This is a genomic window from Pseudomonas azotoformans (assembly GCF_001579805.1).
Classification (GTDB): domain Bacteria; phylum Pseudomonadota; class Gammaproteobacteria; order Pseudomonadales; family Pseudomonadaceae; genus Aquipseudomonas; species Aquipseudomonas azotoformans_A.
The window spans coordinates 5845543-5870731 of sequence record NZ_CP014546.1 but is presented as its reverse complement, the minus strand read 5'-3'; the positions used below and the strand labels follow the sequence as shown (position 1 = coordinate 5870731).

25 protein-coding genes and 1 pseudogene are annotated in these 25189 nt (G+C 63.0%); 9 read left to right on the top strand and 17 right to left on the bottom strand.

Going from position 1 to position 25189, the window contains the following annotated elements:
- Positions 1-59 precede the first annotated feature (59 nt).
- Together AYR47_RS26885 and AYR47_RS26880 are read left to right on the top strand one after the other, a co-directional pair.
- Complete coding sequence (locus tag AYR47_RS26885) at positions 60-1400, top strand: PQQ-dependent sugar dehydrogenase (RefSeq protein ID WP_061449015.1); 1341 nt, start codon at positions 60-62, stop codon at positions 1398-1400.
- Between the two features lie 87 nt (positions 1401-1487).
- The gene (locus tag AYR47_RS26880; RefSeq protein ID WP_061449014.1) at positions 1488-1910 is read left to right on the top strand and encodes a RidA family protein; all 423 of its coding nucleotides are present in this window, start codon (positions 1488-1490) and stop codon (positions 1908-1910) included.
- Here the strand turns inward: AYR47_RS26880 and AYR47_RS26875 are convergent.
- Positions 1885-3372 (bottom strand): aldehyde dehydrogenase family protein, encoded by a 1488-nt coding sequence (locus AYR47_RS26875; RefSeq protein WP_061449013.1) that lies wholly within the window; start codon positions 3370-3372, stop codon positions 1885-1887. The genes AYR47_RS26880 and AYR47_RS26875 overlap by 26 nt on opposite strands.
- Positions 3373-3608: 236 nt before the next feature.
- Between AYR47_RS26875 and AYR47_RS26870 the strand changes: the two genes are divergently transcribed.
- Together AYR47_RS26870 and AYR47_RS26865 are read left to right on the top strand one after the other, a co-directional pair.
- Positions 3609-4778: a p-hydroxyphenylacetate 3-hydroxylase oxygenase component gene (locus AYR47_RS26870; protein WP_061449012.1), complete on the top strand. Its 1170-nt coding sequence runs from the start codon at positions 3609-3611 to the stop codon at positions 4776-4778.
- Between the two features lie 58 nt (positions 4779-4836).
- Positions 4837-5316, top strand: a pseudogene (locus AYR47_RS26865) (flavin reductase family protein); the annotation flags it as partial.
- A 32-nt stretch (positions 5317-5348) separates the two neighbouring features.
- Here AYR47_RS26865 and AYR47_RS26860 read toward each other — a convergent pair.
- A complete protein-coding gene (locus tag AYR47_RS26860) occupies positions 5349-6671 on the bottom strand; it encodes a hypothetical protein (RefSeq protein WP_061449010.1) in 1323 nt (440 codons plus the stop codon).
- A gap of 217 nt (positions 6672-6888) precedes the next feature.
- On the opposite strand from AYR47_RS26860, the gene AYR47_RS26855 reads away from it, so the two are divergent.
- The 3 genes from AYR47_RS26855 to feaR all read left to right on the top strand — a co-directional run bounded on the left by AYR47_RS26855 (position 6889) and on the right by feaR (position 9972).
- Positions 6889-8388 carry an APC family permease gene (locus AYR47_RS26855; RefSeq protein ID WP_061449009.1) on the top strand — a complete coding sequence of 500 codons (1500 nt, stop codon included), beginning with the start codon at positions 6889-6891 and terminating at the stop codon, positions 8386-8388.
- A complete protein-coding gene (locus AYR47_RS26850) occupies positions 8351-8917 on the top strand; it encodes a DUF3156 family protein (protein WP_061449008.1) in 567 nt (188 codons plus the stop codon). Before AYR47_RS26855 ends, AYR47_RS26850 begins: the two co-directional genes overlap by 38 nt.
- A gap of 113 nt (positions 8918-9030) precedes the next feature.
- Complete coding sequence (gene feaR, locus AYR47_RS26845) at positions 9031-9972, top strand: transcriptional regulator FeaR (RefSeq protein ID WP_028617040.1); 942 nt, start codon at positions 9031-9033, stop codon at positions 9970-9972.
- Positions 9973-9977: 5 nt separating this feature from the next.
- Here the strand turns inward: feaR and AYR47_RS26840 are convergent, their stop codons facing one another.
- The 5 genes from AYR47_RS26840 to AYR47_RS26820 are packed head-to-tail and all read right to left on the bottom strand — an operon-like array spanning position 9978 to position 14046.
- Positions 9978-10730 (bottom strand): SDR family oxidoreductase, encoded by a 753-nt coding sequence (locus tag AYR47_RS26840; protein WP_420492048.1) that lies wholly within the window; start codon positions 10728-10730, stop codon positions 9978-9980.
- Positions 10723-11523 carry an SDR family NAD(P)-dependent oxidoreductase gene (locus AYR47_RS26835; protein WP_061449006.1) on the bottom strand — a complete coding sequence of 267 codons (801 nt, stop codon included), beginning with the start codon at positions 11521-11523 and terminating at the stop codon, positions 10723-10725. Before AYR47_RS26835 ends, AYR47_RS26840 begins: the two co-directional genes overlap by 8 nt.
- A complete protein-coding gene (locus AYR47_RS26830; protein ID WP_061449005.1) occupies positions 11516-12337 on the bottom strand; it encodes a molybdenum cofactor biosynthesis F family protein in 822 nt (273 codons plus the stop codon). Before AYR47_RS26830 ends, AYR47_RS26835 begins: the two co-directional genes overlap by 8 nt.
- A gap of 13 nt (positions 12338-12350) precedes the next feature.
- Positions 12351-12716, bottom strand: coding sequence for a cupin domain-containing protein (locus AYR47_RS26825; RefSeq protein ID WP_061449004.1), 366 nt, complete (start codon positions 12714-12716; stop codon positions 12351-12353).
- A 31-nt stretch (positions 12717-12747) separates the two neighbouring features.
- Positions 12748-14046 (bottom strand): NAD(P)/FAD-dependent oxidoreductase, encoded by a 1299-nt coding sequence (locus tag AYR47_RS26820; protein ID WP_016978428.1) that lies wholly within the window; start codon positions 14044-14046, stop codon positions 12748-12750.
- A gap of 206 nt (positions 14047-14252) precedes the next feature.
- Between AYR47_RS26820 and hpaR the strand changes: the two genes are divergently transcribed.
- Entirely contained in the window at positions 14253-14681 is a 429-nt protein-coding gene (hpaR, locus tag AYR47_RS26815) for a homoprotocatechuate degradation operon regulator HpaR (RefSeq protein ID WP_061449003.1), read from the top strand.
- A 6-nt stretch (positions 14682-14687) separates the two neighbouring features.
- Here the strand turns inward: hpaR and hpaI are convergent, their stop codons facing one another.
- The 8 genes from hpaI to AYR47_RS26775 are packed head-to-tail and all read right to left on the bottom strand — an operon-like array spanning position 14688 to position 21882.
- Positions 14688-15488 carry a 4-hydroxy-2-oxoheptanedioate aldolase gene (hpaI, locus tag AYR47_RS26810; protein WP_061449002.1) on the bottom strand — a complete coding sequence of 267 codons (801 nt, stop codon included), beginning with the start codon at positions 15486-15488 and terminating at the stop codon, positions 14688-14690.
- 16 nt (positions 15489-15504) lie between these two features.
- On the bottom strand, positions 15505-16308 hold the full coding sequence (gene hpaH, locus AYR47_RS26805) for a 2-oxo-hept-4-ene-1,7-dioate hydratase (RefSeq protein WP_061449001.1): 804 nt from the start codon (positions 16306-16308) through the stop codon (positions 15505-15507).
- Positions 16309-16319: 11 nt separating this feature from the next.
- Positions 16320-17624, bottom strand: a complete 1305-nt coding sequence (locus AYR47_RS26800) for an MFS transporter (protein WP_061449000.1) — start codon at positions 17622-17624, stop codon at positions 16320-16322.
- Positions 17625-17670: 46 nt separating this feature from the next.
- The gene (locus AYR47_RS26795; protein WP_061448999.1) at positions 17671-18063 is read right to left on the bottom strand and encodes a 5-carboxymethyl-2-hydroxymuconate Delta-isomerase; all 393 of its coding nucleotides are present in this window, start codon (positions 18061-18063) and stop codon (positions 17671-17673) included.
- Positions 18064-18078: 15 nt separating this feature from the next.
- On the bottom strand, positions 18079-18936 hold the full coding sequence (hpaD, locus tag AYR47_RS26790) for a 3,4-dihydroxyphenylacetate 2,3-dioxygenase (protein WP_061448998.1): 858 nt from the start codon (positions 18934-18936) through the stop codon (positions 18079-18081).
- Between the two features lie 47 nt (positions 18937-18983).
- Positions 18984-20444, bottom strand: a complete 1461-nt coding sequence (gene hpaE, locus AYR47_RS26785; RefSeq protein WP_061448997.1) for a 5-carboxymethyl-2-hydroxymuconate semialdehyde dehydrogenase — start codon at positions 20442-20444, stop codon at positions 18984-18986.
- 5 nt (positions 20445-20449) lie between these two features.
- On the bottom strand, positions 20450-21220 hold the full coding sequence (locus AYR47_RS26780; RefSeq protein ID WP_061448996.1) for a fumarylacetoacetate hydrolase family protein: 771 nt from the start codon (positions 21218-21220) through the stop codon (positions 20450-20452).
- A complete protein-coding gene (locus tag AYR47_RS26775; protein ID WP_061448995.1) occupies positions 21217-21882 on the bottom strand; it encodes a fumarylacetoacetate hydrolase family protein in 666 nt (221 codons plus the stop codon). Before AYR47_RS26775 ends, AYR47_RS26780 begins: the two co-directional genes overlap by 4 nt.
- 128 nt (positions 21883-22010) lie before the next feature.
- On the opposite strand from AYR47_RS26775, the gene hpaA reads away from it, so the two are divergent.
- The gene (gene hpaA / locus AYR47_RS26770; protein WP_061448994.1) at positions 22011-22871 is read left to right on the top strand and encodes a 4-hydroxyphenylacetate catabolism regulatory protein HpaA; all 861 of its coding nucleotides are present in this window, start codon (positions 22011-22013) and stop codon (positions 22869-22871) included.
- On the opposite strand, the gene adeC is transcribed toward hpaA, so the two are convergent.
- On the bottom strand, positions 22798-24249 hold the full coding sequence (gene adeC, locus AYR47_RS26765) for an AdeC/AdeK/OprM family multidrug efflux complex outer membrane factor (RefSeq protein WP_061449490.1): 1452 nt from the start codon (positions 24247-24249) through the stop codon (positions 22798-22800). The genes hpaA and adeC overlap by 74 nt on opposite strands.
- Positions 24249-25040 (bottom strand): helix-turn-helix transcriptional regulator, encoded by a 792-nt coding sequence (locus AYR47_RS26760; RefSeq protein ID WP_061448993.1) that lies wholly within the window; start codon positions 25038-25040, stop codon positions 24249-24251. Before AYR47_RS26760 ends, adeC begins: the two co-directional genes overlap by 1 nt.
- Between the last annotated feature and the right edge of the window lie 149 nt (positions 25041-25189).

The window sequence follows — 25189 nt, the reverse complement described above, 5'->3', positions numbered from 1 at the left end:
TGGTGACCCACGCTATATGAGGCAATACTCCCTCAGGTTTTTGCCCTGAGGTTCCAAACATGAATGTACCGAGCCGCCTTGCGCTCCTGATTGCCACCGCGACTGTTCTCAGCGCCTGTGGCGAAGCGTCCAAATTACCGTTCCAAGCCGGAGTCGGGCCTGCGCCGCAACTTCCCGAACCCAGTACTTCCTTGATCCCCACGCTCAAGGTCTCCAAGGCCGTGGGCTGGCCCGATGGCGTGCAACCCACTGCGCCGCAGGGTTTCACCGTCACAGCCCTGGCCGAAAATCTCGATCACCCGCGCTGGGTCTACACCTTGCCCAACGGTGATGTGTTGGTCGCTGAAAGTAATCACCCACCCATGCCCGAAGGCGCCACCGACGGCGGCACGGGTGTGATCGCCTGGGCAAAGCGCACGGCGATGGGTGTGGTGATGGGGCGTGTCGGCGCGGATACACCGAGCGCCAATCGCATCACCTTGCTGCGCGATGCCGATCACGATGGGCATGCCGAAGTGCGGACCGAGTTCCTGAGCGGCTTGATGTCGCCGTTCGGCATGGCGCTGGTGGGCAATGATTTGTATATCGCCAATGCCGACGCGGTGGTCAAGGTGCCTTACACCCCAGGCCAGAGCCACATCGACGCTACTCCGGTCAAGGTCACCGACCTGCCGGCCGGCATCAACCACCACTGGACCAAAAACCTGCTGGCCAACCCCGAAGGCACCCGGCTGTATGTGACGGTGGGGTCCAACAGCAACGTCGGCGAAAACGGTCTCGACGCAGAGGAGGGGCGTGCGGCGATCTGGGAACTGGACGTGGCCAGCGGTGAGAAGCGCCTGTTCGCCAGCGGCTTGCGCAACCCCAACGGCCTGGCGTGGAAGCCGGGTTCTACCCAGCTGTGGACGGTGGTCAACGAACGCGACGAAATCGGCAGCGACCTGGTGCCCGATTACCTCACCTCGGTGCAGGACGGCGCGTTCTACGGCTGGCCATGGAGCTACTACGGCAGCCATGTCGATGTGCGCGTCCAACCGCCACGCCCGGACAAGGTGGCCCAGGCTATCGCGCCGGACTACGCCCTGGGTACTCACGTCGCGCCGCTGGGCCTGACCTTTTCCGATGCACGCGGCATGCCGGCCGCCTTTGCCGATGGGGTGTTTGTCGGTGAACACGGCTCTTGGAACCGCAACCCGCAAGCGGGCTACAAGGTAGTGTTTATCCCGTTCAAGGAGGGCAAACCGTCGGGTACACCGGTCGACTTTCTCACCGGTTTTCTCAATGCAGAAGGCGAAGCGCAAGGTCGGCCGGTGGGTGTGACCTTGGACGAGCAGGGCGCGTTGCTGGTGGCGGATGATGTGGGGAACACGGTGTGGCGGGTGACACAGAGCAAACCCTGACCTCGATATGTTGCGGGATGTTGAACCGCCAGATTGAATGATGCCGTTGGGTTAGCCTTGTTTTCCTACCGACAACAAGGAAGCGTCATGCAACGACAGGTCATCAATCCCACGACGGTATTCAACTCCCTGCAATACGGCTTCAGCCAGGCCCTTGAGGTGCCACAGGGTCGGCGCATCATGCTGTCCGGCCAGGTGGGGGTGGATGCGAACGAGCGCACGGTCGGCCCAGGCATGGCCGAGCAGACTGCCACTGCGCTGGACAATATCCACAAGGTGCTGGCCGAAGTCGGCGGGGATCTGTCCCATGTGATCATGCTGCGGCTGTACATCGCCGAGTCCGCCCGCGACCAGCAGGAGCCTATCGCACAGGCGCTGCGCCAGCGCTTCCCGCACAACCCGCCGCCGTCTTCGTGGATTATCGTCAGCGGGTTGTCGTTGCCGGAGTGGTTGATCGAGATCGAGGCGGAAGCGGTTGTTTCGTTCAGTACCGAATCATCACCGACTTGAGCTCGGTGTAATCCTCGATGAATGCACTGCCAAACTCCCTGCCTACCCCCGAAGAGCGATTCCCGCCAAACGGCACCGCCGGGTCGAGCAGTGTGTGCATGTTCACCCAGACGGTGCCGGCCTGGATCGCCGGCACCATGCGCAGGGCCTTGCCCAGGTCGTTGGTCCACAGGCTGGCGCTGAGGCCGTAGGGGCCGTTGTTCATCAGGGCGAGCAGTTCGTCTTCGCTGTCGTAGGGCAGGAAGGTGGCGATGGGGCCGAAGGTTTCTTCGTTGAGCAGGGTGTCGTTGATGCTGTTGGCGAGGATCACCGTGGGTTCGACGTAGCAGCCGGGACGGTCAATCAGGGTGCCGCCGTGGATGATCGTATTGTTTTCGGCGCGGGCCTGGCTGAAGTAACCGAGCAATTTGAGTTGGTGCTGGCGGTGGGTGACCGGGCCGAATTCGGTGCGTTCATCGAGTGGCGAGCCAATGTTGAGGCGGCCGAGGCGCTGGCTGAGTGTGTCCAGTACAGCGTCCATTTGCGAGCGGTGCACAAAGAAGCGCTCGGCCGCCGCGCAGATTTGCCCGGAGTGCAAAAAGCCCGCCTCGATGATGCCGTCCACCGCCTTGTCCACGTCCACATCGCGCAGGAAGCCAGCGGCATTCTTGCCGCCCAGTTCCAACGTCGCACGGGTGAGGCCGGCGCCCATGGCGCTGCGGCCGACGGCAATGCCCGTCGGCACGGAGCCGGTAAAGGACACTTTGTGGGTGCCAGGGTGTTCCACCAGGCCTTTGCCGACATGTCCGCCGCCGGTGAGTACGTTAAGCACACCGGCTGGCAACCCGGCCTCGACAGCCAGTTCAGCGATGCGCAGAAGGGTCAGCGGCGTGAATTCGCTGGGCTTGATGATGATGCTGCAGCCGGTCACCAGCGCCGAGGCGAGTTTCCAGATGGCGATCATGGTGGAGAAATTCCACGGCACGATGCCCACCACCACGCCCACCGGTTCACGCAAGGTGAACGCGGTGTAGCGTTCGCCGTTGAACGAGGGCAGTGACGGGGTGAGGGTCTGGCCGCTGAGCTTGGTCGCCCAGCCCGCGTAGTAACGCAGGAAATGCGCGGCCTGGTCGACTTCGAACGCGCGAGCAATCTGGATGATCTTGCCGGACTGGCAGGTCTCGATCTGCGCCAGTTCTTCGCGGTTGCGGTCCAGCAAGTCCGCGAGCTTGAGCAGTACGTTGCCGCGTGTCGCGGGTAAGGCCTGGGACCACAACTGGAAGCCACGGTTGGCGGAGTCCACCGCTGCGTCGATATCCGTCAGGTCCGCATCGGCCACCTGGGCGATCACCTCGCCGGTGGCCGGGTTGGTCACGGCCAGGGTCTGGCTGGAATGGCTGCGCACGTTGACGCCGTCGATGAACAGCCCATGGGACCGACGCAGAAAGGCTTCGACTTGGGGCAGCAGCGGGATATCACTCATGGCAGGTTCCTGGCAGTTCACAAAGGAAAGCCCGAGGGTAACCAAGCCACCGGACCATGGCTTGACTCTGCCTGCCAGGCTTTATGCCTATGGTTGCCGTGCCTATGAAAAGTACAACCTTGCCTGCGGAACGTGCATTTTCCACCTGCGCGCGCCCATCGATACTGGCCCTGCATCAGGCGCCGTTCCTCAACCCGGAGCGCCCGCCGGACTTCCAATAATAAGCAGGGCCGTCCATGAAAAAGCCAAACCCGCTCCTTGAAGACCTCAAGCCCCTCCTGCCCCTGATTGCCGCGAATGCCACGCGGGCCGAGCAGCAGCGCCAGGTGCCGGATGAAAACATCGCCTTGCTCAAAAGCATCGGCCTGCACCGCGCCTTTCAACCCAAGGCCTTTGGCGGGCTGGAACTCTCGCTGCCCGAGTTCGCCGACTGCATCGCCTTGCTCGCCGGCAGTTGCGCCAGCACCGCCTGGGCCATGAGCTTGCTGTGCACCCACAGCCACCAGCTGGCGCTGTTTTCGGCGCAGTTGCAGCAGGAGATCTGGGGCGAAAACCCGCACGCCACCGCCAGCAGCAGTATTGCGCCGTTTGGCCGGGTGGTGGAGGGTGAGGGCGGTGTGCACTTCAGCGGTGAAATGGGCTGGAGCAGCGGCTGTGACCATGGCGAGTGGGCGATTGTCGGCTGCCGTCGGCACAACGCCGAAGGCGGCCAGGATTACTGCTTCGCCGTGCTGCCGCGCAGTGACTACCAGATCCGTGACGATTGGTTCGCCGCCGGCATGAAGGGCAGTGGCACCAAGACCCTGGTCATCGACAATGCCTGGGTGCCCGAACACCGGATCCAGAAAGCCAAGGACATGATGGAAGGCAAGTCCGCAGGTTTCGGCCTTTATCCCGACAGCCAGATTTTCTACGCGCCGTACCGCCCGTATTTCGCCAGCGGGTTTTCCACCGTCAGCCTCGGTGTGGCCGAGCGCATGCTGGAGGTGTTCCGCGAAAAAACCAAAAACCGCGTGCGTGCCTATACCGGTGCCGCCGTCGGCGCTGCGACGCCTGCGTTGATGCGCCTGGCTGAATCCACCCACCAGGTGGCCGCCGCTCGCGCATTCCTCGAAAAGACCTGGCAGGACCACGCCGAACACAGCGCCGCGCATCGCTACCCGAGCCGCGAAACCCTGGCGTTCTGGCGCACCAACCAGGCCTACGCGACGAAAATGTGCATCGAAGCCGTGGACCGGCTGTTCGCCGCCGCCGGCGGTAACGCCTGGTTCGAACACAACGAAATGCAGCGCCTGTTCCGCGATTCCCACATGACCGGCGCCCATGCCTACACCGACTACGACGTCTGCGCGCAGATCCTCGGCCGTGAGCTGATGGGCCTGGAGCCGGACCCGAGCATGGTGTAGCGCGTTCTTCCCCTCACAACAATCAGGGCGCCCATCCAATGGCGCCCGGGAGTCTTGCATGTCTGACAGCTGCCGTTTCGACCCACGGGCCTTTCGCCGCGCCTTGGGCAACTTTGCCACCGGCGTGACCGTGGTCACCGCCGCCACCGCGTCCGGGCGCAAGGTGGGCGTGACCGCCAACAGTTTCAACTCGGTGTCCCTCGACCCGCCGCTGGTGCTGTGGAGCATCGACAAACGTTCGAACAGCCATGAGGTGTTCGAGGAGGCCAGCCATTTTGCGGTGAATGTACTGGCGGCCGACCAGGTGCACCTGTCCAACAACTTTGCGTGCCCGCGTGAGGATCGCTTCGCCCTGATCGAGTACGAGCCGGGGGAGGGTGGTTCGCCGGTCTTCGCCGATTGCTCGGCGCGGTTCCACTGCGAGAAATACCAGCAGGTCGACGGCGGCGACCACTGGATCATGATCGGCAAGGTGGTGGCCTTTGATGACTTCGGGCGTGCGCCACTGCTGTATCACCAGGGCGCTTATGCCGAGGTCCAGGCGCTGCGTCCGTGCGCGCCCGAGACGGTTCAGAACGGCACGGCGACCACCAACTGACTGTAGACGTTGGTGCCGTTGCCACCGACTTGGTTGCCGCCGGTCTCGGCATCCTTGTTGGGCTTGTAGAGGCCCAGCAGCGGCGTGATGATCAGGTGCTCGTTCACCGCCCACTCGGCGTACAGGTCCAGCTCGCGGCCATCCAGGTTGAGTTGGCCACGGGTGCTGACCGTGTTGTAGTCGAAGAACAACGCGCCGAGGGTAAGGTTTTCCAGCGGTTTGACCTTGAAGCCCACGTGCTGCACTGAGGTGTTGGTGTTGTAGGGGCCCGAGTAGTTGCCGGCCACTTCACCCTGCACCCAGGTGCCGTAGCCCCGGTTGAAGCCTGCGAACATCCCGTCCCAATTCTTTGAATAGCGCGCGTAGCGATAGGTCAGGTCCGGCGACCAAGGCAGGTCGGCGAAGGTGTAGCCGGCTTCGGCGTAACCGGCATTCTGCTGGCTGTCGCGGCGGTCCTGGCGGGCCAGTTCAAAGGCGAAGTGCGCGTTGTCGATGCCGGCATTGCCGGCGCCGCGCAGGCTGTAGAGGTTCATGCCCTTGCGTTGGCGCTGTACCTCGCTGGCGAAGCGCTCGTCCACGTCGATGCCGTGAATGTAGGTGAGCCCGAGGGTGCCCGGTGCGGCGCTGTATTCCAGGGTGCCGGCGGCCATTTCGGTCATGGCCTGGGCGGGGTTGTCGGACTTGATCCACATCAGGCTGCCATGCACGCCGTCCTTGCCACCCAGGCGGATCACGGCGGTCTTGTCGAACGCATGACGCGCGGCGATGTAGTACGCGCCGCCACGGTTGAACTCCCCATCGCCCACGCCCTTGCCGAGGTTGGGGCCGTCATCATTGATCAGGAAACCGTCGCCCAGCATGATGATTTGGCGGCCGAACGACAGGTCCACGCCGTCCTTGCCCAAGGCCGGGAACAGATCGCCGGAGCGCCAGCCGGCAAAAGCTTCGTCAAACTTGGTGGTGCGTTCCTTGCCCGTGGTGACCCCGGATGCATCGCCATCGCCCCAGGTGCCGGAACTCACCAGGTTGGCCGTGCCATACACGCCGCCCAAGGCGCCGAGGCTCTGGTCCACGCTCAGGCCGTACTTGATAAAGGCCTCACGCCAGGTGGAACCGCCGCTGCGCCCATCGTAGTTCTTCGGGCTGTTGAACATCCCGTATACGGCGAGGAAGTTGCCGGTGACCGTGGTGTCGGCATCGGCATATAACTCGATGGCCTGGGCCTGGCCCATCAGCAGCGCAATACCCAGGCCGACCGCCTGGCGCAGGTGACGATTTTTCAGTGTGTGCTCCATTGTTATTGTCCCCATCTTGGTTAAGAGTGAGGGCGCATTAGGGCGAGCGCGGGGGGCGATGTCTTTTCTCTGCGTGCCAGGGAATTGACCCAGGCCGCCACGCCCTACGCTGTGGCAGGGAGCAACAAAACCGGCGGCAGACAGGGGCAAGACGATCAACGTGAGTGGGGCGCAGAGTGCTGACACATTAAAAAAAACCGCTTTCGAGGACCCCATCATGTCGATCAATGAGCGACTCACCGCGCACCTCAACCGGGGCACGGTAGGTTTCCCCACCGCCTTGGCCAGCACCATTGGCCTGATCATGGCCAGCCCGGTGATTCTCACCGCCACCATGGGTTTTGGCATCGGCGGCAGTGCGTTCGCCCTGGCGATGCTGATCGCCGTGGTGATGATGCTCGCCCAGGCCACCACCTTCGCCGAGGCCGCCTCGATCCTGCCCACCACCGGCTCGGTGTACGACTACATCAACTGCGGCATGGGGCGGTTTTTCGCGATCACCGGCACCTTGTCGGCGTACCTGATCGTGCATGTGTTCGCCGGCACTGCCGAAACCATCCTGTCCGGGGTCATGGCCCTAGTGAACTTCGAGCACCTCAACACCTTGGCGGAATCGGCCGGTGGCTCGTGGTTGCTGGGCGTCGGCTTCGTGATCGTTTTTGGTGTGCTGAACGCGTTTGGCGTCAGCGCATTTGGCCGAGCGGAAATCATCCTCACCTTCGGCATGTGGACCACCTTGATGGTGTTCGGCGTGCTGGGCCTGATCGCCGCGCCCGCCGTGCAGTTGGACGGCTGGTTCGGTGAGTCGCTGGTGGGCACCGACCTGATCACCGTGCTGTCGTTGGTGGGCATGGCGATGTTCATGTTCGTCGGCTGCGAATTCGTCACACCGCTGGCGCCAGACCTGCGCCAATCGGCCAAGGTCATGCCACGCGCGATGATGCTGGGGCTGATGGGCGTGGCCACGTGCATGTTCATCTACGGCGCAGCGATGAAACGCCAAGTCGAAAACGTGGTACTCGATGCCGCCTCCGGCGTGCACCTGCTGGACACGCCCATGGCCATCCCCAAATTCGCCGAACAAGTGATGGGCCAAATCGGCCCGCTGTGGCTGGGCATCGGCTTCCTGTTTGCCGGCGCAGCCACCATCAACACCTTGATGGCCGGCGTGCCACGCATTCTCTACGGCATGGCGGTGGACGGCGCGTTGCCCAAGGTCTTCACCTACCTGCACCCACGTTTCAAGACGCCGTTGCTGTGCATCCTGGTGGCGATGCTGATTCCTTGCCTGCACGCGCTGTACCTGGGCGGCAACACTGACAACATCATGCACCTGGTGCTGGCGGCGGTGTGTGCGTGGAGCTTTGCCTACCTGCTGGTGACGATCTCGGTGGTGAGCCTGCGCATCCGTCGGCCGGACCTGCCACGGGCGTATCGCTCGCCGTGGTTCCCACTGCCACAGATCGTATCGAGCATCGGCATCCTGCTCGGCATGTGGTTCATCACGCCACCGGGCATGAACCCGGCGGACATCTACGTACCCTTTGGCGTGATGCTGGGCGGCACCGCCGCGTACGCGCTGTTCTGGACCTTGGTGGTGCAAAAGGTCAACCCCTTCAAACCGGCCTCCGTGGAGGACGTGTTGGCAAAGGAATTCAGTCATCAACCGGAGCTGGCCGATGAGCGTTATGGCGACTTTGCGGCAAAGACTGTTTGAACTGTTTCGCGCCGATCGCGCGCCGGCAGGCTATCGACCGGGAGTGACCCTGGCGCACCTGCGGCGCAACCTCGGGTTGGCGACACTTGAAGTGGACGGCGTAGCGTTCGAGATAGTCGAGCGCACCGAGTCGCAGTTGTTGATGCACCTGGTGCTGACAGAGTTCGTCCTGCGTGTACCCACTGCGACAGAGGGCACCGCGAGCTTCGAGGTGCACCATGGCGGCGCGATTCGACGCACTGGCATTCGTGTACGGCGCCGCTCCGGCAATCAGGCATTGGGGCGTGAGTTGCAGGCGCGTCTGATCGCGGACGACGGAGTGTTCCAGGCGCTGATGCCGCTGGATTTCAAGCGCTTGCGCATCGAGCTGCTGGGTCAGCAATGGTGCGTGCGCCTGGAGCACATGGGCGGCAGTGAGGTGGTCAATCGTTTACCCGCCTTTCGACGCTACATCGCATTAAGCCCTGCGCAACGCAGTCATTTACTCGCGGCGCTGGCCGGATTGAATCGAGTGTTGTCGAACCTCTGATTGGCATCATTAGTGCTTCTGCAAAGGGCAAACAGGTTGTTGTTGCGCGTATATAGATAACATGTTAACTATTGCGCCAGAACAACAAAAAGAATCCTTTGCGGAGACACCCCATGAGCATCCCACAGCATGCACACGACGGGCTGGACACCTGGAACCGCGACCTACGCGCCGCGTGCGGTTACTTCGACACCGAACTGGCATTCAACCGCTCACTGTTCATCGGCGAGATCAAAGACCTGCCACGCGGCGTCGCGATCCTGCGCACCAATGCCGGGCTGATCAAACGCCCGGCGCACCATGCCGACCACGACAACGACCAGGATTGCTTCCTGGTCAGCCAGCGCAGCGGCTACTCGCAGATCGTACAGAACGGCCAGACCCTGCAACTGGCCCCTGGCGAAATGCTGCTGATGGACTCGGTAGGCTCCATCGAAATCACACCCTTCGGCCTCATCGAACACGCCTCGCTGTCCCTGTCACGCCCGCAAGTGTGCAAGCACCTGGGCGGCGACGCGCGCGCCTTCGGCAAGATCTCCTCGACCAAGGCCTGCGGACGCATGTTGCATGTACTGATGGACCAACTCTGCAAGGACGACACCGAAGACGGCGCAGGTGAAGTGGAGGCGCTGCAAAGCGCTTTCGTGTCGCTGCTCGGCTCGGCGCTGGAGCAGGGCGACGAATGCCGCGAAGGCTTGGCACTGTTGCAGGGCAACAACCTGCGCAGCTATGTGCAGAAGGTCATCGATGAATCCCTGAGCCAGCCAGGCCTCAGCCCGATCGGCCTGGCCAATCGGCTGAACATTTCAGTGCGCCACTTGTACCGTCTGTTTGAAGAGCAGGACGACAGCGTCTGCCGCTACATTCAGCGCGCGCGACTCAAACGCAGTGCGGATGACTTGACCAACCCGTTCCTGCGCAGCGAGTCGATCACCTCGATTGCCTACAAGTGGGGCTTTACCGATTCGGCGCATTTCAGCCGGTCGTTCAAGAAGCAGTTCGAGGTGTCGCCCAAGGATTTCCGTTCGAGCCGGATGCAGGCGGTGGGGGCGTAGGCGGGTCAGACTTCTGGCAGGGTGGACCCACCGTCCACCACCAGGGTCTGCCCGGTGATGTAGCTGGCGAGGTCGGAGGCGAGGAACAGCATGGCCCCGGCGATATCCGCCGCCTCGCCCAGGCGCCCAAGTGGCACGCGGCGGGCGATGCTGTCATTCAATGCGGCGTCGCCCAGGTTACCCATCGCCGGTGTGGCGATCATGCCCGGTTCCACGCCATTGACCCGCACCTTCAACGGTGCCAGTTCCAGCGCCGCGTTGCGGATAAAACCGTTGACCCCGGCCTTGGACGCCGCGTAGTGACTGAGGCCCGGATAACCGACACGGTTGCCGGTCACCGAAGAGGTCACCAGCACGCAGCCTCGGCCTTGTTCGCGAAACGCCGGCAACGCAGCCTGGGTCAGCCAGAACAGCGCCGACAGGTTGACCGCCAACGTGCGATGCAGGATGTCCGGGGTGATGTCTTCAAAGGCCGTCAGCGGAAAATACCCGGCGTTGTGTACCAGGATATCCAGGCGTGGCAGCCGTTGAACGCACTCAAACACCGCTGCTGATTCGGCCAGGTCGACGCCGACCGCGTCAACCCGATAGCCCTGCGCGGACAACTCAGTCGCGACCGCCTCAGCCTGTTCCCGCTGTCGGTCGGCAATCACCACCTGCGCGCCACGCCTGGCAAATGCCTCGACGATACCTCGGCCAATGCCCTGGGCACCGCCCGTGACCAACACCCCTTGCCCGCTGAAATCCAGGTCATGCATGGGCATTCTCCATGTGAGCGAACGCCAGCGTTGGTACATCGACAATGCTGGAACCGCCATCGGCCACCAGCGTTGCTCCGGTGATGATCGACGCATCACTGGACGCCAGGAAGCGACACACCTTGGCGATCTCTTCGGCACTGGCGGCGCGGCGCAACGGCACGTCGGCGCAGACCCGGTCATAGGCCTGCTGCAACGTGACGCCATAGGCGTCCATCAACGGCTGCATCTCCGCATCGGCCATGGGCGTTCGCACCCAGCCGGGGCACACCGCGTTCACTCGCACACCGTGCGGCCCATAGTCCCGCGCCAGCGAGCGATTGAGCCCGAGCAACGCATGTTTGGCCGTGGTGTAGCCGCACACCTCGGGCCCCGCCGCCAGGGAGGCGATGGAGCCGATCAACACGATACTCCCCGCGCTTTCCTGCAACAGTGGCAAGCACGCGCGGGCGCTGTAGAACGCGCTGTCCAGGTTGCTGCGCAGGGCGCTTTCCCAGGTGGCGGGGCTGGTCAGGGTCGCGCTGCCCAGGCCATGCCCGCCGGCACAGGCCAGCAGCACATCGAGGCGTCCATAACGCTCGCGGATCTGTTGGATAAACCCGTCCCAGGTCTGCGGGCAGGCGGCATCGCCCACCAGGATCAGGCCGCCAGTGTCCTGTGCCACCTGTTCCAATGGCTCACGGCGCCGCCCGATCAACACCAGGCGTGCGCCTTCCTGGGCATACAGGCGGGCACACGCGGCGCCGATGCCCGTACCGGCCCCGGTGATCACCACCGTACGCGGCTCAGTCATCGGGATACTCCGTACGGTTGAGCACCTGGCAATACGAGCTGATCGGGAAGTTCGACAGCGCATCGAAGGACGCGCCCGCATAACCGAAGATCTTGCCGTCACTGCGGTGCTGCTGCAGGTCGATCAGCACCAGGCCGAGGGTGGGTACGATCTTCTCCTGCCACACGAACAGGTACAGCTGCTCGGCGATCTTGTAGTAATGGCAGCGGTCGGTGTCGCACAGGCCTTGCTCCACGCCCTTGAGGCACTGCCAGGCGTAGAAGCGCTCGTTGAGGTAAATGTGTTCGTAGACTTCGCTGGGGCTGTAGCGGTATCGGTTGCGCAGGCCCACCAGTTCGTCGGTGGGCGCGTGCAGGCAGAGGCCGGCCTGCCATGGGCGGTCGAGGCTGCCGTGGAGGAAGTCCACTTCGACCGAGGTCAGCGGTTTACCGGCGAGGGCGCGGTGATAAAGACCTTCGTGGGTCTCGGCCGGGTCCGGCAGGCGTCCGATCACTGCAGTGAATGAGGCGTTCGGCGTGTCCAGCACCAGGCTGATCGACCAGCTGTGCCCAGCCTCATGCTTGATGAAATCGACCAGGTACAGGCCTGGGCGGATCGAAGTGGCGCGGTAAGCCGCACTGCCGCTGGAGTGGCCGTCGGCAGCATGCCAGGCCAGGCGGTCCTGCTCGAAGCGGTGCTCGATCTGCCAGCCGTTGGCGAAGTGCAGGGTGAAGGTCTGGCCCGCCAATTCGGCAAGATTAGGCAGGATGAACGCGTCCGGGGCGAAACCGTCGGCCAGCGCCCCTACGGTGATCCAGTCAGAAGAACTCGTCATGGCCACGTCTCCCTTACACGACGGCAAAGTAGTGTTTGACGAAGCTTTCGCTGAGCACTTCCCACAACACCGGCGTGCCCTTGGTCACGAACCAGCTATCACCGCTTTTGTAGCGCGTGGTTTGGCCAGTGGACTCGTCGGTGAGCAGTACTTCGCCGGTCACCACTGTGGCTTGTTCGGTGAACGGGTAGACCATGCGGAATTTGCCCTGGGTGGTGCCGAAATAAGCGCTGCTGACCGGGTCGGTGGGCGCGCCGAAGGTCATCTTGCCGAAGGCTCGCACTTCACCTTCGAGAATCTGCGAACCGAGGTCGGCCACGGTGCCCCAGGGGTCGAGTTCCGACAGCTGGATGTTGTGTTTGAGCGTAGTGAGGGTCATGGCAGTTGCTCCTGATGAGGAAAAAAGGGGGTTAGCGGCGCCCGTTCCAATAACCGGAAAGTTGGTGCCAGGATTTGCCCGCCGTCAGCAGCAAGGGCCGGATCGCGTCCTTGCCGAGAATGGTCGGGCGATGAATCGAGCTGACCAGGTCATAGCGCGCCGAGCCTTCGCTCATGCCTTCAGCCAGGACCTTGCAGATGATGTGGCTGGGGGTTACGCCGAAGCCGGAATAGCCCTGCACGAAAAACGCGTTGCTGCGCCCCGGCAAGGTGCCGATCTGCGGGAACAGGTTGGGGCTGCACGCCATCGGGCCGCCCCAGGCCAGGTCGATCTTCACATCCTTGAGGTAGGGGAAGATCTTCAGCATCAGGTTGCGGTTCCACGCCTTGAGGTCGCCGGGAATGTGCTCCACCAGCGGTGTGGCGGCGCCGAACAGCAGGCGGTTCTCGTTGGTGACGCGGTAGTAGTCGATCACCGGGCGGATGTCGCTGTAGGCCCCGCGAATCGGGCTGATGCGCTGGATCAGCTCTTCGGACAACGGCTCGGTCATCATCTGGAACGCGTAGGTGTTGATGGTCGAACGGTGCAGCTCCGGCTCCAGCTTGTTGAGGAAACTGTCGCAGGCCCACAGCAACTTGCTGGCGCGCACTGAACCGCGTCCGGTGCGCACAGTGATGCGCTCGCCATAGCTGACCTCCAGCGCTGGGCTGTTCTCGAAAATCCGCACGCCATGGCTGGCCAGTGCGGTGGCTTCGCCCAGCAACAGGTTCAGCGAATGCACGTGCCCGCCGCCCATGTGCAGCAGGGCGCTGCTGTAGGCTTTGGAACCAATGATCTGCTGCACGTCGGAACCGCCGAGAAAGCGGATCTCGTGCTGGCTGTTGATCGACTTGAAGTCCTTTTCCCAGGCGCGCAGGGTTTTTTCCTGGCGGGCGTTGAAGCCCATGTAGCCGTAGCCGTGGCAGAAGTCCGCGTCGATGTTGTACTTGGCGATGCGGCTCTTGATGATGTCGGCGCCCAGGTCGCTGATCTCGAACACCTGGCGCAGGCCGTCTTCGCCGACGTCTTTCTTGATCTTCTCCAGGTCATGGCCGATGCCCGCCATGATCTGCCCGCCATTGCGGCCGGTGCCACCGAAGCCCAGGTAACGCGCTTCAAGCACGACGATATTGGTGATGCCTTTTTCCGCCAGTTCCAGGGCCGTGTTGATGCCGGAGAAACCGCCGCCGATCACCACCACATCGGCGTCGATGTCCTGTTCCAGGGTCGGGAAGCTGAGGTTGTATTTCTTGGTGGCGGTGTAATACGTGGGGGTTTCGATGTTGATCATGGCGCAGCCTGAAAAGGTGAAGGAAGGCTCTAAAGCGGATGCCTCCATTAGGGGCCCTGGCGGGGTGGAAGTCTTGATCCTGCGTGCCCAGGCTTTTGATTCTGCGCGCCATGGGCGGTGCGCTAGACAAGTTATAGCGCGCTCGCCGGCCGGGAATGCTAGAGTTTCGTTAAATTATTAACTAAATACTTCGTGACCCTGATCCTATGCTCAAACCTCGCCAGTCCCTGACCTTGACCCTGCTGCAAGCCCGCGAAGCCGCGATGAGTTTTTTCCGTCCGTCCTTGAACGAACACGGCCTGACCGAACAGCAATGGCGGATCATCCGCATCCTTGAACAGTACGGTGAGCTGGAGATCTACCAGTTGGCGGAACTGGCCTGCATCCTCAAGCCGAGCATGACCGGCGTGCTGGTACGCATGGAAACCGCCGGTATGGTGCACCGGCGCAAAGCCGAGCAGGATCAGCGCCGGGTGCTGGTGACATTGGCCGACAAGGGCAAGGCGAGTTTCGAGTCCATGAGCCAATGCATGGAGGCCAACTACCAGCGTTTGCAGGATCAGTTGGGCGAAGAGAAGTTGCAGACCCTGTTGGGTCTGCTGGATGACTTGAAGAACATCAACCTCAAGCGTTGAGCGGCTTCAATACACGCCGACGCCATGGGGTGGCGCCGGCGCACCTTTGAATGTCCCGGCCAGCGCCTGCAACCCGCGCATCAACACCGTGGTGTCCACGCCGACCGCGACAAACGTCGCGCCCAACTCAATGTAGCGCCGCGCCAGGCTTTCATCCGCACTGAGTATCCCCGCCGCCTTGCCCGACTGCACGATGCGCCCGATGGCGTGCTCAATCGCCGCTTGGACCTCGGGATGCCCAGGATTGCCGCGATGCCCCATCGACGCACTCAAATCCGCCGGGCCGATAAACACGCCGTCCACGCTTTCGACGGCGGCAATCTCGTCCAGGTTCGCCAGGCCTTCAAGGTTTTCGATCTGCACCAGCAGGCACATCTGTTCATCCGCCAGATCGAGGTAGCCAGGGATGCTGTTCCAACGTGAAGCCCGCGCCAGTGCACTGCCCACACCCCGGTTCCCTTGGGGCGGATAACGCATCGCACGCACCAGTTCGCGGGCCTGGGTGGCGCTTTCGACCATCGGCACCAGCAGGGTCTGGGCGCCGATGTCCAGTAGTTGCTTGATCAACGCACTGTCGCCGATCACCGGGCGGATCAGCGCCTGGCTAGGGTAGGGCGCCACGGCCTGCAACTGGGCGAGCATGCCGTGCAGGTGATTGGGCGCGTGTTCGCCGTCGATCAACAGCCAGTCGAAACCGGCGTTGGCGGCCAATTCCGCGCAATAGGCGTCGGCCAGGCCGAGCCACAGGCCAATCTGTACCTCGCCGTTGCGCAGGCGTTGTTTGAAGCGGTTGATGGGCATGTCCATGACAATCCTCCAGGGTTCAGACAAAGCGGCAGGCAATCGAGCCGAGCAGGTCGTAGTCGACGTGGAAGGTGTCGCCAGGGCGAGCCGCGACCGGGCGCGTAAACGAGCCGCCGAGGATGATCTGTCCCGGCAGCAGGGTCACGTCATAGGGCGCCAGTTTGTTTGCCAGCCAGGCCACGCCCTTGGCCGGGTGGTTGAGCACGGCGGCGGAAACGCCGGATTCCTCGATCACGCCATTGCGGTACAGCACCGCCGGCACTTTGCGCAGGTCGATCTCGGTGGGACGCACGGCACGGCCGCCCAGCACCACGCCGGCATTCGCGGCGTTGTCGGAGATGGTGTCAAACACCTTGCGTGTTGCGTGGGTGTGCGGGTCGACCTGCTGGATACGTGCGTCGATGATCTCCAGCGCGGGGATCACCCATTCGGTGGCGTCGAGCACATCGAACACCGTGCAGTTCGGGCCGTTGAGGGGTTTGCCGAGGATAAACGCCAGCTCCACTTCCACCCGCGGCACAATGAAGCGTTCGAAGGGAATGTCGCTGCCTTCGTCGAAGAACATGTCATCGAGCAGGGCGCCGTAGTCCGGTTCGGTGATGTTTGACGAAACCTGCATGGCCCGCGAGGTGAGGCCGATCTTGTGGCCCTTCAGCGTGCGGCCGTCCTGGATCTTTTGCGCAACCCAGGCACGCTGGATGGCGTAGGCGTCTTCAAGGGTGATGCCGGGGTAGTCGAGGGAAAACTGGCGCACCTGTTCGCGGCTGCGTTCGGCGCGGTCCAGGTGGGCAGCGGCCGCAAGAATTTGTTGGGAGTCGAGCATGGCAACGGTCCTTAACGGGGATTGACGATGGCGGCGTGGGTGCGCAGCACCAGCAGGCCGCCGAGGGCGATAAATACAGCGAGTACGTACAGCGCCAGGCTGGCGCTCTGGGTCGCGTCGCGCATCCAGCCGATCAGGTACGGCGCAAGAAACGCGGCGACGCTGCCGAACGAGCTGATCATGGCGATACCGGCCGCCTGGGTGGTGTTGGAGAGAAACGCCGGCGGCAGCTGCCAGAACATCGGCAAGGCCGCGCTGGCACCCATGCCGGCGACCACCAGCCCGCCCATCACCAGCAGCGGTTTGTCCGGCGCCAGGCCCGCCACGGCGATGCCGACGGCCGCCATCAGCAGCGGCACGCACAGATGCCAGCGCCGTTCGCGGTGGCGGTCGGACGAACGCCCGCAGCCGATCATGAAGAAACACCCGGCCAGGTACGGCACGGCACTCAGCAGGCCGACCTGGCTGTCGCGGCCGATACCGGCGCCGTGGATCAGCGTGGGCATCCAGAACGCCAGGGTGTTCACCGCCAGCATCACCGCGAAATACACCGCCACCAGCAACCACACCTGGGGGTCGCGCAGGATGCCGCCGAACGAGGTGATGGTCTTGCGCTGTTCTTCACTGCGCAGTTGGGTGTGCAGCTGAAGTTTTTGCTCAGCCGTCAGCCAGTGCACCGAGTCGAAATCGTCCGGCAACCACTTGAGCACCACCAGCCCGAGCAGCACCACCGGCAGGCCCTCGATCAGGAACATCCACTGCCAGCCGCGCAGGCCGCCTACATCATGGAAATGTTCAAGGATCGCTCCGGACAACGGCCCGCCCAGCACGCCGGCCATGGGCACCGCAATGGCAAACAACGCGGTGACCTGGGCGCGGCGGCGTGCCGGGTACCAGCGGTTGAGAAACACCAGGATGCCTGGGAAAAAACCGGCCTCGGCCACCCCCAGCAAAAAGCGCAGCACATAGAAACCCCGGGCGCTCTCCACCCACAGCATGCCGGTGGACAGCAAGCCCCACACCACCATCAGGCTGGCGATCCAGCGCCGGGGGCCGACGCGGTCCAGCGCCAGGTTGCTCGGCACGCCAAACAGCGCATAGGCGATAAAGAACAACCCGGCGCCGAAGCCATACACCGTGTCGCTGAAGTGCAGGTCGCTGCTCATCTGCATCTTGGCGAAGCCGATGTTGATGCGGTCCAGGTGGGCGAACAGGTAACACACCAGCAACAGCGGCATCAGGCGCCAGGTCACTGAACGATGGGTGCGGTCGTGCTCGGCCAGCACGCGGCTGGCAGTCGATTGGGCTGTGCTCATGATGTTGTACTTTTTGTCTGAGAGGCCGTGAGGGGAGCGACGGGGTTTACCCCGTCGGGTTGTTCAGGAACGCATGCACGTTGTTCTGCTTGAAATTCAGCTGCGGATGCAGCTCGACCATCTCGAACGACAGCGCCAACAAGCGTTGCGCCTGCAGCTCGGCGAAGTGCGTGGTGATCACTGCAAACAACGCCTCGGCCACCGCCTGGCGCGTGGCCAGGTCGCGACCCTGGCCGACCTTGAGGGTCATGTGCACAAAGGCATAGTCGTGTTTGCCATCGGCCATGCGCCAGGTGTCCAGGCGCACGCCACGGCTGCGGATACCGCCGAGGGGGAACACGCCACTGTCTCCCAGCACGCGGTGGACCTGTTCAAACAGGCCGGGCAGGTCGGCCTGTTGTTCGATGTTGTCGGTGTACTCGGCGATAAAGTGCGGCATGGGTTTCTCCCAGGTTTACAGCGGGAAAATCGCGTTGATCTGTCCGGTGCCCGAACTGCCGAACGGCGGCGTGATGATCTCCGCCGCCTTGGCGTAGTCCGGCCCACCGAGCAGCCCCAGGAGCATGGCGGTGTCGTGCATCTTGCCTTCGCCGAAGCAGTGTTCGGCGTAGTCCGGCAGCATCGCGCAGAACTCCTTGAAGCGGCCTTGCTTCCACATCTCCACCACATGCAGGTCTACCTGCTTGTCGAACTCGCGGGTCCAGTTGTGGATGTTTGCTTCGGCCTGGCGGTCATCCGAAAAACGGTGGGACAGCGAGCCGGAGGCCAACACCAGCACCTTGCGGTCACTCTTCTCGATGGCCCGGCGCACGGCGGCGCCAAACGCAAAGCTGTCTTCCAGGCGATGCCACGCGCACCAGGCGGCGATGGAAATGACTTTGAATTTCTCATCCTCCGGCACCCCCATGTGCATGTAGCGCATGGGCACCAGCGTGCCGTATTCCAGCTCCAGGCTCGGGATGTTATGGGCCATGCTGCGCACGCCGGCCGCGTTGGCCTCGGCGGCGATCAACTCGCCCAGTTCGGGGCAGCCGGGGTAGGCGTAGTCCATGTTCTTGATGAAGTGCGGCAGCTCGTTACTGGTGTAGGTGCCCTGGAACTGCTCGCCACAGTTGACGTGGTAACCACTGTTCACCAGCCAGTGCACGTCGAACACCACCGCCGTATCGGCGCCCAGTTCGCGGGCGCGACGGCCGATTTCCTTGTGCCCGGCAATTGCCGCTTCGCGACAGCCGTGATGCTTGCCGGGCAGTTCCGACAGGTACATCGACGGTACGTGGCAGATCTTCGCCGCCAGGACCACTTCGCCCATGATGATTCTCCAGATTCATTATTTTTGTTGGAGCGCATGACCCGGTGTTACACACCCCAACGCGGGATGTGATGACTGCCCATGGAAATGCACACGTTCTTGATCTCGGCAAACACTTCGAAGCTGTACTGGCCACCTTCACGCCCGGTGCCGGAGCCTTTGACCCCGCCGAATGGCTGGCGCAGGTCGCGTACGTTCTGGCTGTTGATAAATACCATGCCAGCTTCTATCCCGCGCGCCAGGCGATGGGCCTTGCCGATGTCCTGGGTCCAGATGTAGGAGGCCAGGCCGTACTCGGTGTCGTTGGCCAATTGCAGGGCCTCGGCTTCGTCCTTGAACGGGATCAGGCACACCACCGGGCCGAAGATTTCTTCCTGGGCGATGCGCATTTTGTTGTTCACATCGGCAAATACGGTCGGCTGGATGAACTGGCCTTTGCTCAAATGCGCCGGCAGGTTGGCCGGGCGTTCCAGGCCGCCGGCAAGCAGGGTGGCGCCTTCCTCGAGACCAATCCTGATGTAGCCGGTGACTTTGTCGTAATGCGCCTGGGTGATCATCGAACCGACCTGGGTCTTTGGATCCTGCGGGTCACCGACGATCAACCGTTTGGCGCGCGCCGCGAATTCGGCGATGAACTGCGGGTACACGCTTTCCTGGATAAAGATGCGGCTGCCAGCGGTGCAGCGTTCACCGTTCAGGGAGAAGATGGTGAACAGCGCCGCGTCGAGGGCGCGCTCCAGATCGGCGTCCTCAAAGATCAGCACCGGCGACTTGCCGCCCAGTTCCATGGAGTACTTTTTCAGGCCCGCGGTCTGCATGATCTTCTTGCCGGTGGCGGTGCCGCCGGTAAAGGAAATTGCCCGCACGTCCGGATGGCGCACCAGCGCATCACCGGCCGTGGTGCCGTAGCCCTGGATCACGTTGAGCACGCCGTTGGGAATCCCGGCTTCCACCGCCAGGCGCCCCAGTTCATTGGCGGTCAGCGGCGACAGTTCCGACATTTTCAACACCGCCGTATTGCCCAGGGCCAGGCATGGTGCGGTCTTCCAGGTGGCGGTCATGAACGGCACGTTCCACGGCGACACCAACCCGCACACGCCCACCGGTTGGTAGAGCGTGTAGTTGAGCATCTGGTCGTCCACCGGGTAGCTGTGGCCGTCCATGCGCGTGCAGACTTCGGCAAAGAAGTCGAAGTTGTGCGAAGCGCGAGGGATCAACACATTTTTGGTCTGGTGGATCGGCAGGCCGGTGTCGAGGGTTTCCAGCTCGGCCAGGTGCGGCACGTTCTGTTCGATCAATTCACCGAGTTTGCGCATCAGGCGTGCGCGCTCCTTGGCCGGGGTGTTGGCCCATTTTGGGAAGGCCTCTTTGGCGGCTGCCACGGCTTGGGCGACTTCTTGCGCACCGCCGCTGGCAACCTCACCCATCGCTTCGCCGGTGGCCGGGTTGTAGTTGATGAAGGTGTCTTTGCTTTCGACCTCGCGGCCGTTGATCCAGTGTTTGATCATGCTGCTTACGCCTCTTTCCGGGCAGAGAAGAACTCCGCCTCGCTGACAATTCGGTTGACCAGGCGGCCCACGCCTTCGACTTCCACCACCACTTCATCGCCGGGTACCACGTCGGCCAGGCCTTCGGGCGTGCCGGTGGCGATCATGTCGCCGGGTTGCAGGGTCATGAAGCTGGACAGGTATTCGATGAGGTAGGGGATGTCGAAAATCATGTCGCGGGTGCTGCCCTCCTGACGCAGTTCGCCGTTGATCCAGGTGCGCAGGGTCAGGTTGCCGGGGGCGGGCACATCGGTCACATCGACGATCCACGGGCCGACCGGAGTGGTGGCGTCGCGGTTTTTCACGCGCAGGTTGGGGCGGTAGTAGTTTTCCAGGTAGTCGCGGATCGCGTAGTCGTTGCACACCGTGTAGCCGGCCAGGTAGTCGAGCGCATCGGCACGTTTGACGTTGCGTGCGGCCTTGCCGATCACCGCCACCAGTTCGCACTCGTAGTGCATGTAGGCGACGTTGTCCGGGCGCCAGGTGACCTGGCGGTGGCCGGTGTAGGTGCCGACGGACTTGATGAAGGCCAGCGGCTCGGTCGGTGGCGTGAAGGCCAATTCGGCGGCGTGATCGGCGTAGTTCAAGCCGAGGGCGAACATGTTGCCGGTGGCTGGGGGCAGCCACTCAACCTGATCCTCCGCGAGCAGGCGACCGTCGTTCAGGCGCACGGCATTTTCGGCTTCGACCTGCACCGCGTGGATTTCATTTTCAAAACGAATGCGCGCGCGTTTCATGCCGGGGTCTCCGCTTGAATATGACTGACCAGGCGGCCCACGCCGCTGATTTCGACCTCAACCTTGTCGCCGGGCAGCACATCGACACGGCCTTCGGGCGTGCCGGTGATCAGCACGTCGCCAGCGTGCAGGGTCATGAACTCGCTGATCTCGGCGATTAATTGTGGGATGTCCCGCACCCAACTGGCGGTGGAGTTTTCCTGGCGCAGTTCACCATTGACCCACAGCTTTAGGCTCAGCTGATTGGGGTTGTCCACCTGTTCCCGTGGCACCAACGCCGGCCCCAGCGCGCAGAACCCATCGCGACATTTGGCTTTGACGGCGGGGCGGTAGTAGCTGTCTTCCGGCAGGCTGAATTCGTTGACCACCACATAACCGGCCACATGGGCCATGGCATTGTCCAGGCTGACGCGGCTGGCGCGCTGGCCGATCACCACGCCTAACGCAGGGCCGGGTTGCAGGCGTTCACCCTGGGGATGCAGCACCACCGCGTCGTGCTGGTTGCGCGTGTTCGGGGTCTTGATAAACAGCACCGGCTGGGTCGGCGGCTTCTGATAGGGCGCCTGCTGGAAGGCGGCGAGATGCTGGTCCAGCAGGCCCTGGTAGTTCAGCGCAACGCCAAACAGGGTGCCGTTGGCAACATCATGCAGGGTACGGCTCATGCGTTTCTCCTGGCGGTGGCGACTGCTGCATAGGCAGTTCGTTAAGTTGTTAACGTTATAATTAATATGTTAACTACCGTCAAGCGTGGCAAAATCCGGTGGCATTCAAATAACAACAAGGGGGCAGCGTGCAGCCGATTCCCAACATCAATATCGGGCAGGTCTACGACCAGCGTTACAGCGATGCCGAGGTGCATTACGACCAGCTCGGTAACCTGGCGGGTTTTTTCGGGCGCAACATGCCCGTGCACCGACATGACCGGTTTTTCCAGGTGCATTACGTAAAAAGTGGCGCGGTGCGGGTGTACCTGGATGACCGCCAGTATGTGGAGTCCGGGCCGATGTTTTTCCTCACGCCGCCCACGGTGCCCCACGCCTTTGTCACCGAGGCGGATGCCGACGGGCATGTGCTGACCGTGCGCCAGCAGTTGGTGTGGGGCTTGATTGACGCCGACCCCAGCCTGGCCTCCGGCGCCGCCTGTGTGGCGTTGACGGCGGGTGACCAGGGCCTGGATCGATTGTTCGAAGAGTTGAACGACGAGATCAACGCTGAGCGGGCAGGGCGTGCGGCGGCCCTGGACAGCCTGACGCGGCTGATCATGATTCGCCTGCTGCGGCTGTGCGCGCACTCCTTACCGGCGCGCCCGACCCGCCATGAAGACCTGCGCATCTTCCATCGCTTCAACGAGTTGATCGAGGCGCACTACCGGGAACACTGGCCGCTGGCGCGTTATGCCGAGGGGATTGGCGTGACCGAAGCACGCCTGAATGAGGTGTGCCGGCGCCTGGCCGACCTGCCGTCCAAGCGCCTGATCCTGGAACGGGTGATGCAGGAAGCCAAGCGCCTGCTGTTGTTCACCGGCAGCTCCGCCAACGAAATCTGCTACCAGCTGGGCTTCAAGGACCCGGCGTATTTCAGCCGGTTTTTCCTTCGTTATGCGCAGGTGACGCCGGGGGAGTATCGGCTGCGGCAGTCGGACTTGGGTTGACCTGCCACGCGCCGCCCAGCGCGGTGTACAACTTCACCTCGGCTACCAACTGCGCCAGGCGGTCGATGATCAACGCCTGTTGTGAGCTGAACAGCGCACGTTGCGCATCGAGGAAGGTGAGGTTGCTGTCCACGCCGCTGCGGTAGCGGTGTTCGGCCAGGTTGTAATACTGCTGGTTGGCCGCGACGAAATCCCGTTGCGCCTCCAGTTGATCGGTGTAGGTCTGCCGCGCCGCGAGACCATCGGCGACTTCCTGGAAGGCGGTCTGGATGGATTTTTCGTACTGCGCCACCGTGATGTCCTTTTGCAGCTTGGCGTAGTCGAGGCTGGCGCGCAGGCTGCCGGCGTTGAAGATCGGCAGGTTGATCTGCGGCTGGAAGGTCCAACTGCCGGAGCCGCCCTTGAACAGCCCCGACAGTTCCGTACTGGCGCTGCCGGCGTTGGCAGTGAGGCTCACGGAAGGGAAAAACGCCGCGCGTGCGGCGCCGATATTGGCATTGGCGGCGCGCAGTTGGTACTCGGCCTGGAGGATGTCCGGGCGACGTTGCAGCAGGTCCGAAGGCAGGCCGGCGGGCACCCGCGTTACCCAGTCATCCGCCAGTGGGCGCGACGGCAAGTGTTCATCCACCGGACCACCCACCAGCAGGGCGAGGCTGTTGAGGTCCTGGGCGACTTGGCGCTCATAACGGGCCACGCTGGCGCGGGTGCTTTCGACGCTGGTGCTGGCTTGCACCACGTCCAGTGCCGAGGCCTTGCCGGCGGTTTTGCTGCCGCGGGTGAGGCGCAGGCTGTGTTCGTTGGCCACCAGGGTTTGGCGGGCCAGGGCCAGCAGCTCCTGGTCGGCACGCCAGGTCAGGTAGGCATTGGCGACGTTGGCCACCAGGCTCAACTGTGCGCTGCGCCGCGCCTCTTCGGTGCCGAGGTAGGTGAGCATCGCCTGTTCGCTGAGGCTGCGGATGCGGCCGAATAAATCCAGTTCATAGGCACTGATGCCCAAGGTCGCGGAATAGCTCGAGGTAATGGCAGGCTTGCCCGTGCCGGTCACATCCCCCGGCAAACGCCGACGCTGACCGGCGCCGGTGGCAGAGACGGCCGGGAACAGATCCGCCCGCTGGATGCGGTACTGCGCCTGGAACGCCTCGACGTTCAGCGCCGCCACCCGCAGGTCGCGGTTGTTGAGCAGGGCTTCGCCAATCAACCGTTGCAACGCCGGGTCATGAAACAACTGCTGCCAGTCCGACGTGCCGGACTGCGCCAGTGCGTACACCCCTTGCTGGGGATACTGCGCCGGCACGGGCGCCTCCGGCCGGTGGTAATCGGGGATCAGCGAACAGCCGCCGAGCAGCCCTGCCAGTGCGAATGCGCTCAATTTATTCATCAGGCGCCAACCATCCATTTGGCCAGGCCATGCCGACCGCTCACGCCCAACTTGGCGGCGGCGCGCTTGAGGTAGGTTTCGATGGAGCTGTTCTTCACGCTGAGTTTTTCCGCCATCTGCGGCACGGTGCCGCCGGTCAGCAGACCCAGGCACACCTCTTGTTCGCGGGCCGACAGGGTGATTTCACCGAGGGACAGGCGCTTGTAGAACTCACGCTGCAATTGGGATTGCTCCAGCAAAGTGTGGGCCGGTTCGGCCTCGGGGTGGGGCGCCTGGCGCAGGCTCTGGGCGTGGCATTCGATCAATGGCAGCAGGGTGTCCGACAGGCACTTGAGAAACGACAACTCGGCCAGTGAAAACCCACGATGGTTGGGCGGGCGATAAAACGAAATCACACAGCGCCGATTGCCCTGGCGCGACACCAGGTTGCACTGGTGTGAGGTGCCCCGCGGGAACGCGCTCTTGGCCTTGGCCCTTAGCTGGATCAGCAGCGGGTCCTGCATGCCGAGCATTTCCCGCAGCAACGGGTGGTCGTCCATCGAGTTCAGGGCCAGGGGCGGCAGGTCCTGGGTCTGGCCGGCGCTGCCGAGCAGCTTGATATCGAGCACACGGTCGCGCAGCTCGTCGAGGGTCCATTCGCTGAGGTCCACCAGGTGGATCGGCACCCACTTGTCCACCAGGTGCAGCATGTGTGCGGCGAAATCCGCGTGGCCACTGTTGGCAATCAACTCGCCCATTTCGGCATAGAAATTCGGGCTCTGCGCGTTGGCAATACTGCTGGTCAAACTCATAGCCATCTCATCCTTGATGTCGAAAACCGTCAACAGACTCTCTGGGCCTCTGCGGGGGCGATCCGTTGCTCACACACCAGAGTCGGTAGTCGAGAGTGTATTTAGCCAGGGGATTTGTCCTACGTATGTAGCAGAAACGAGGGACACAA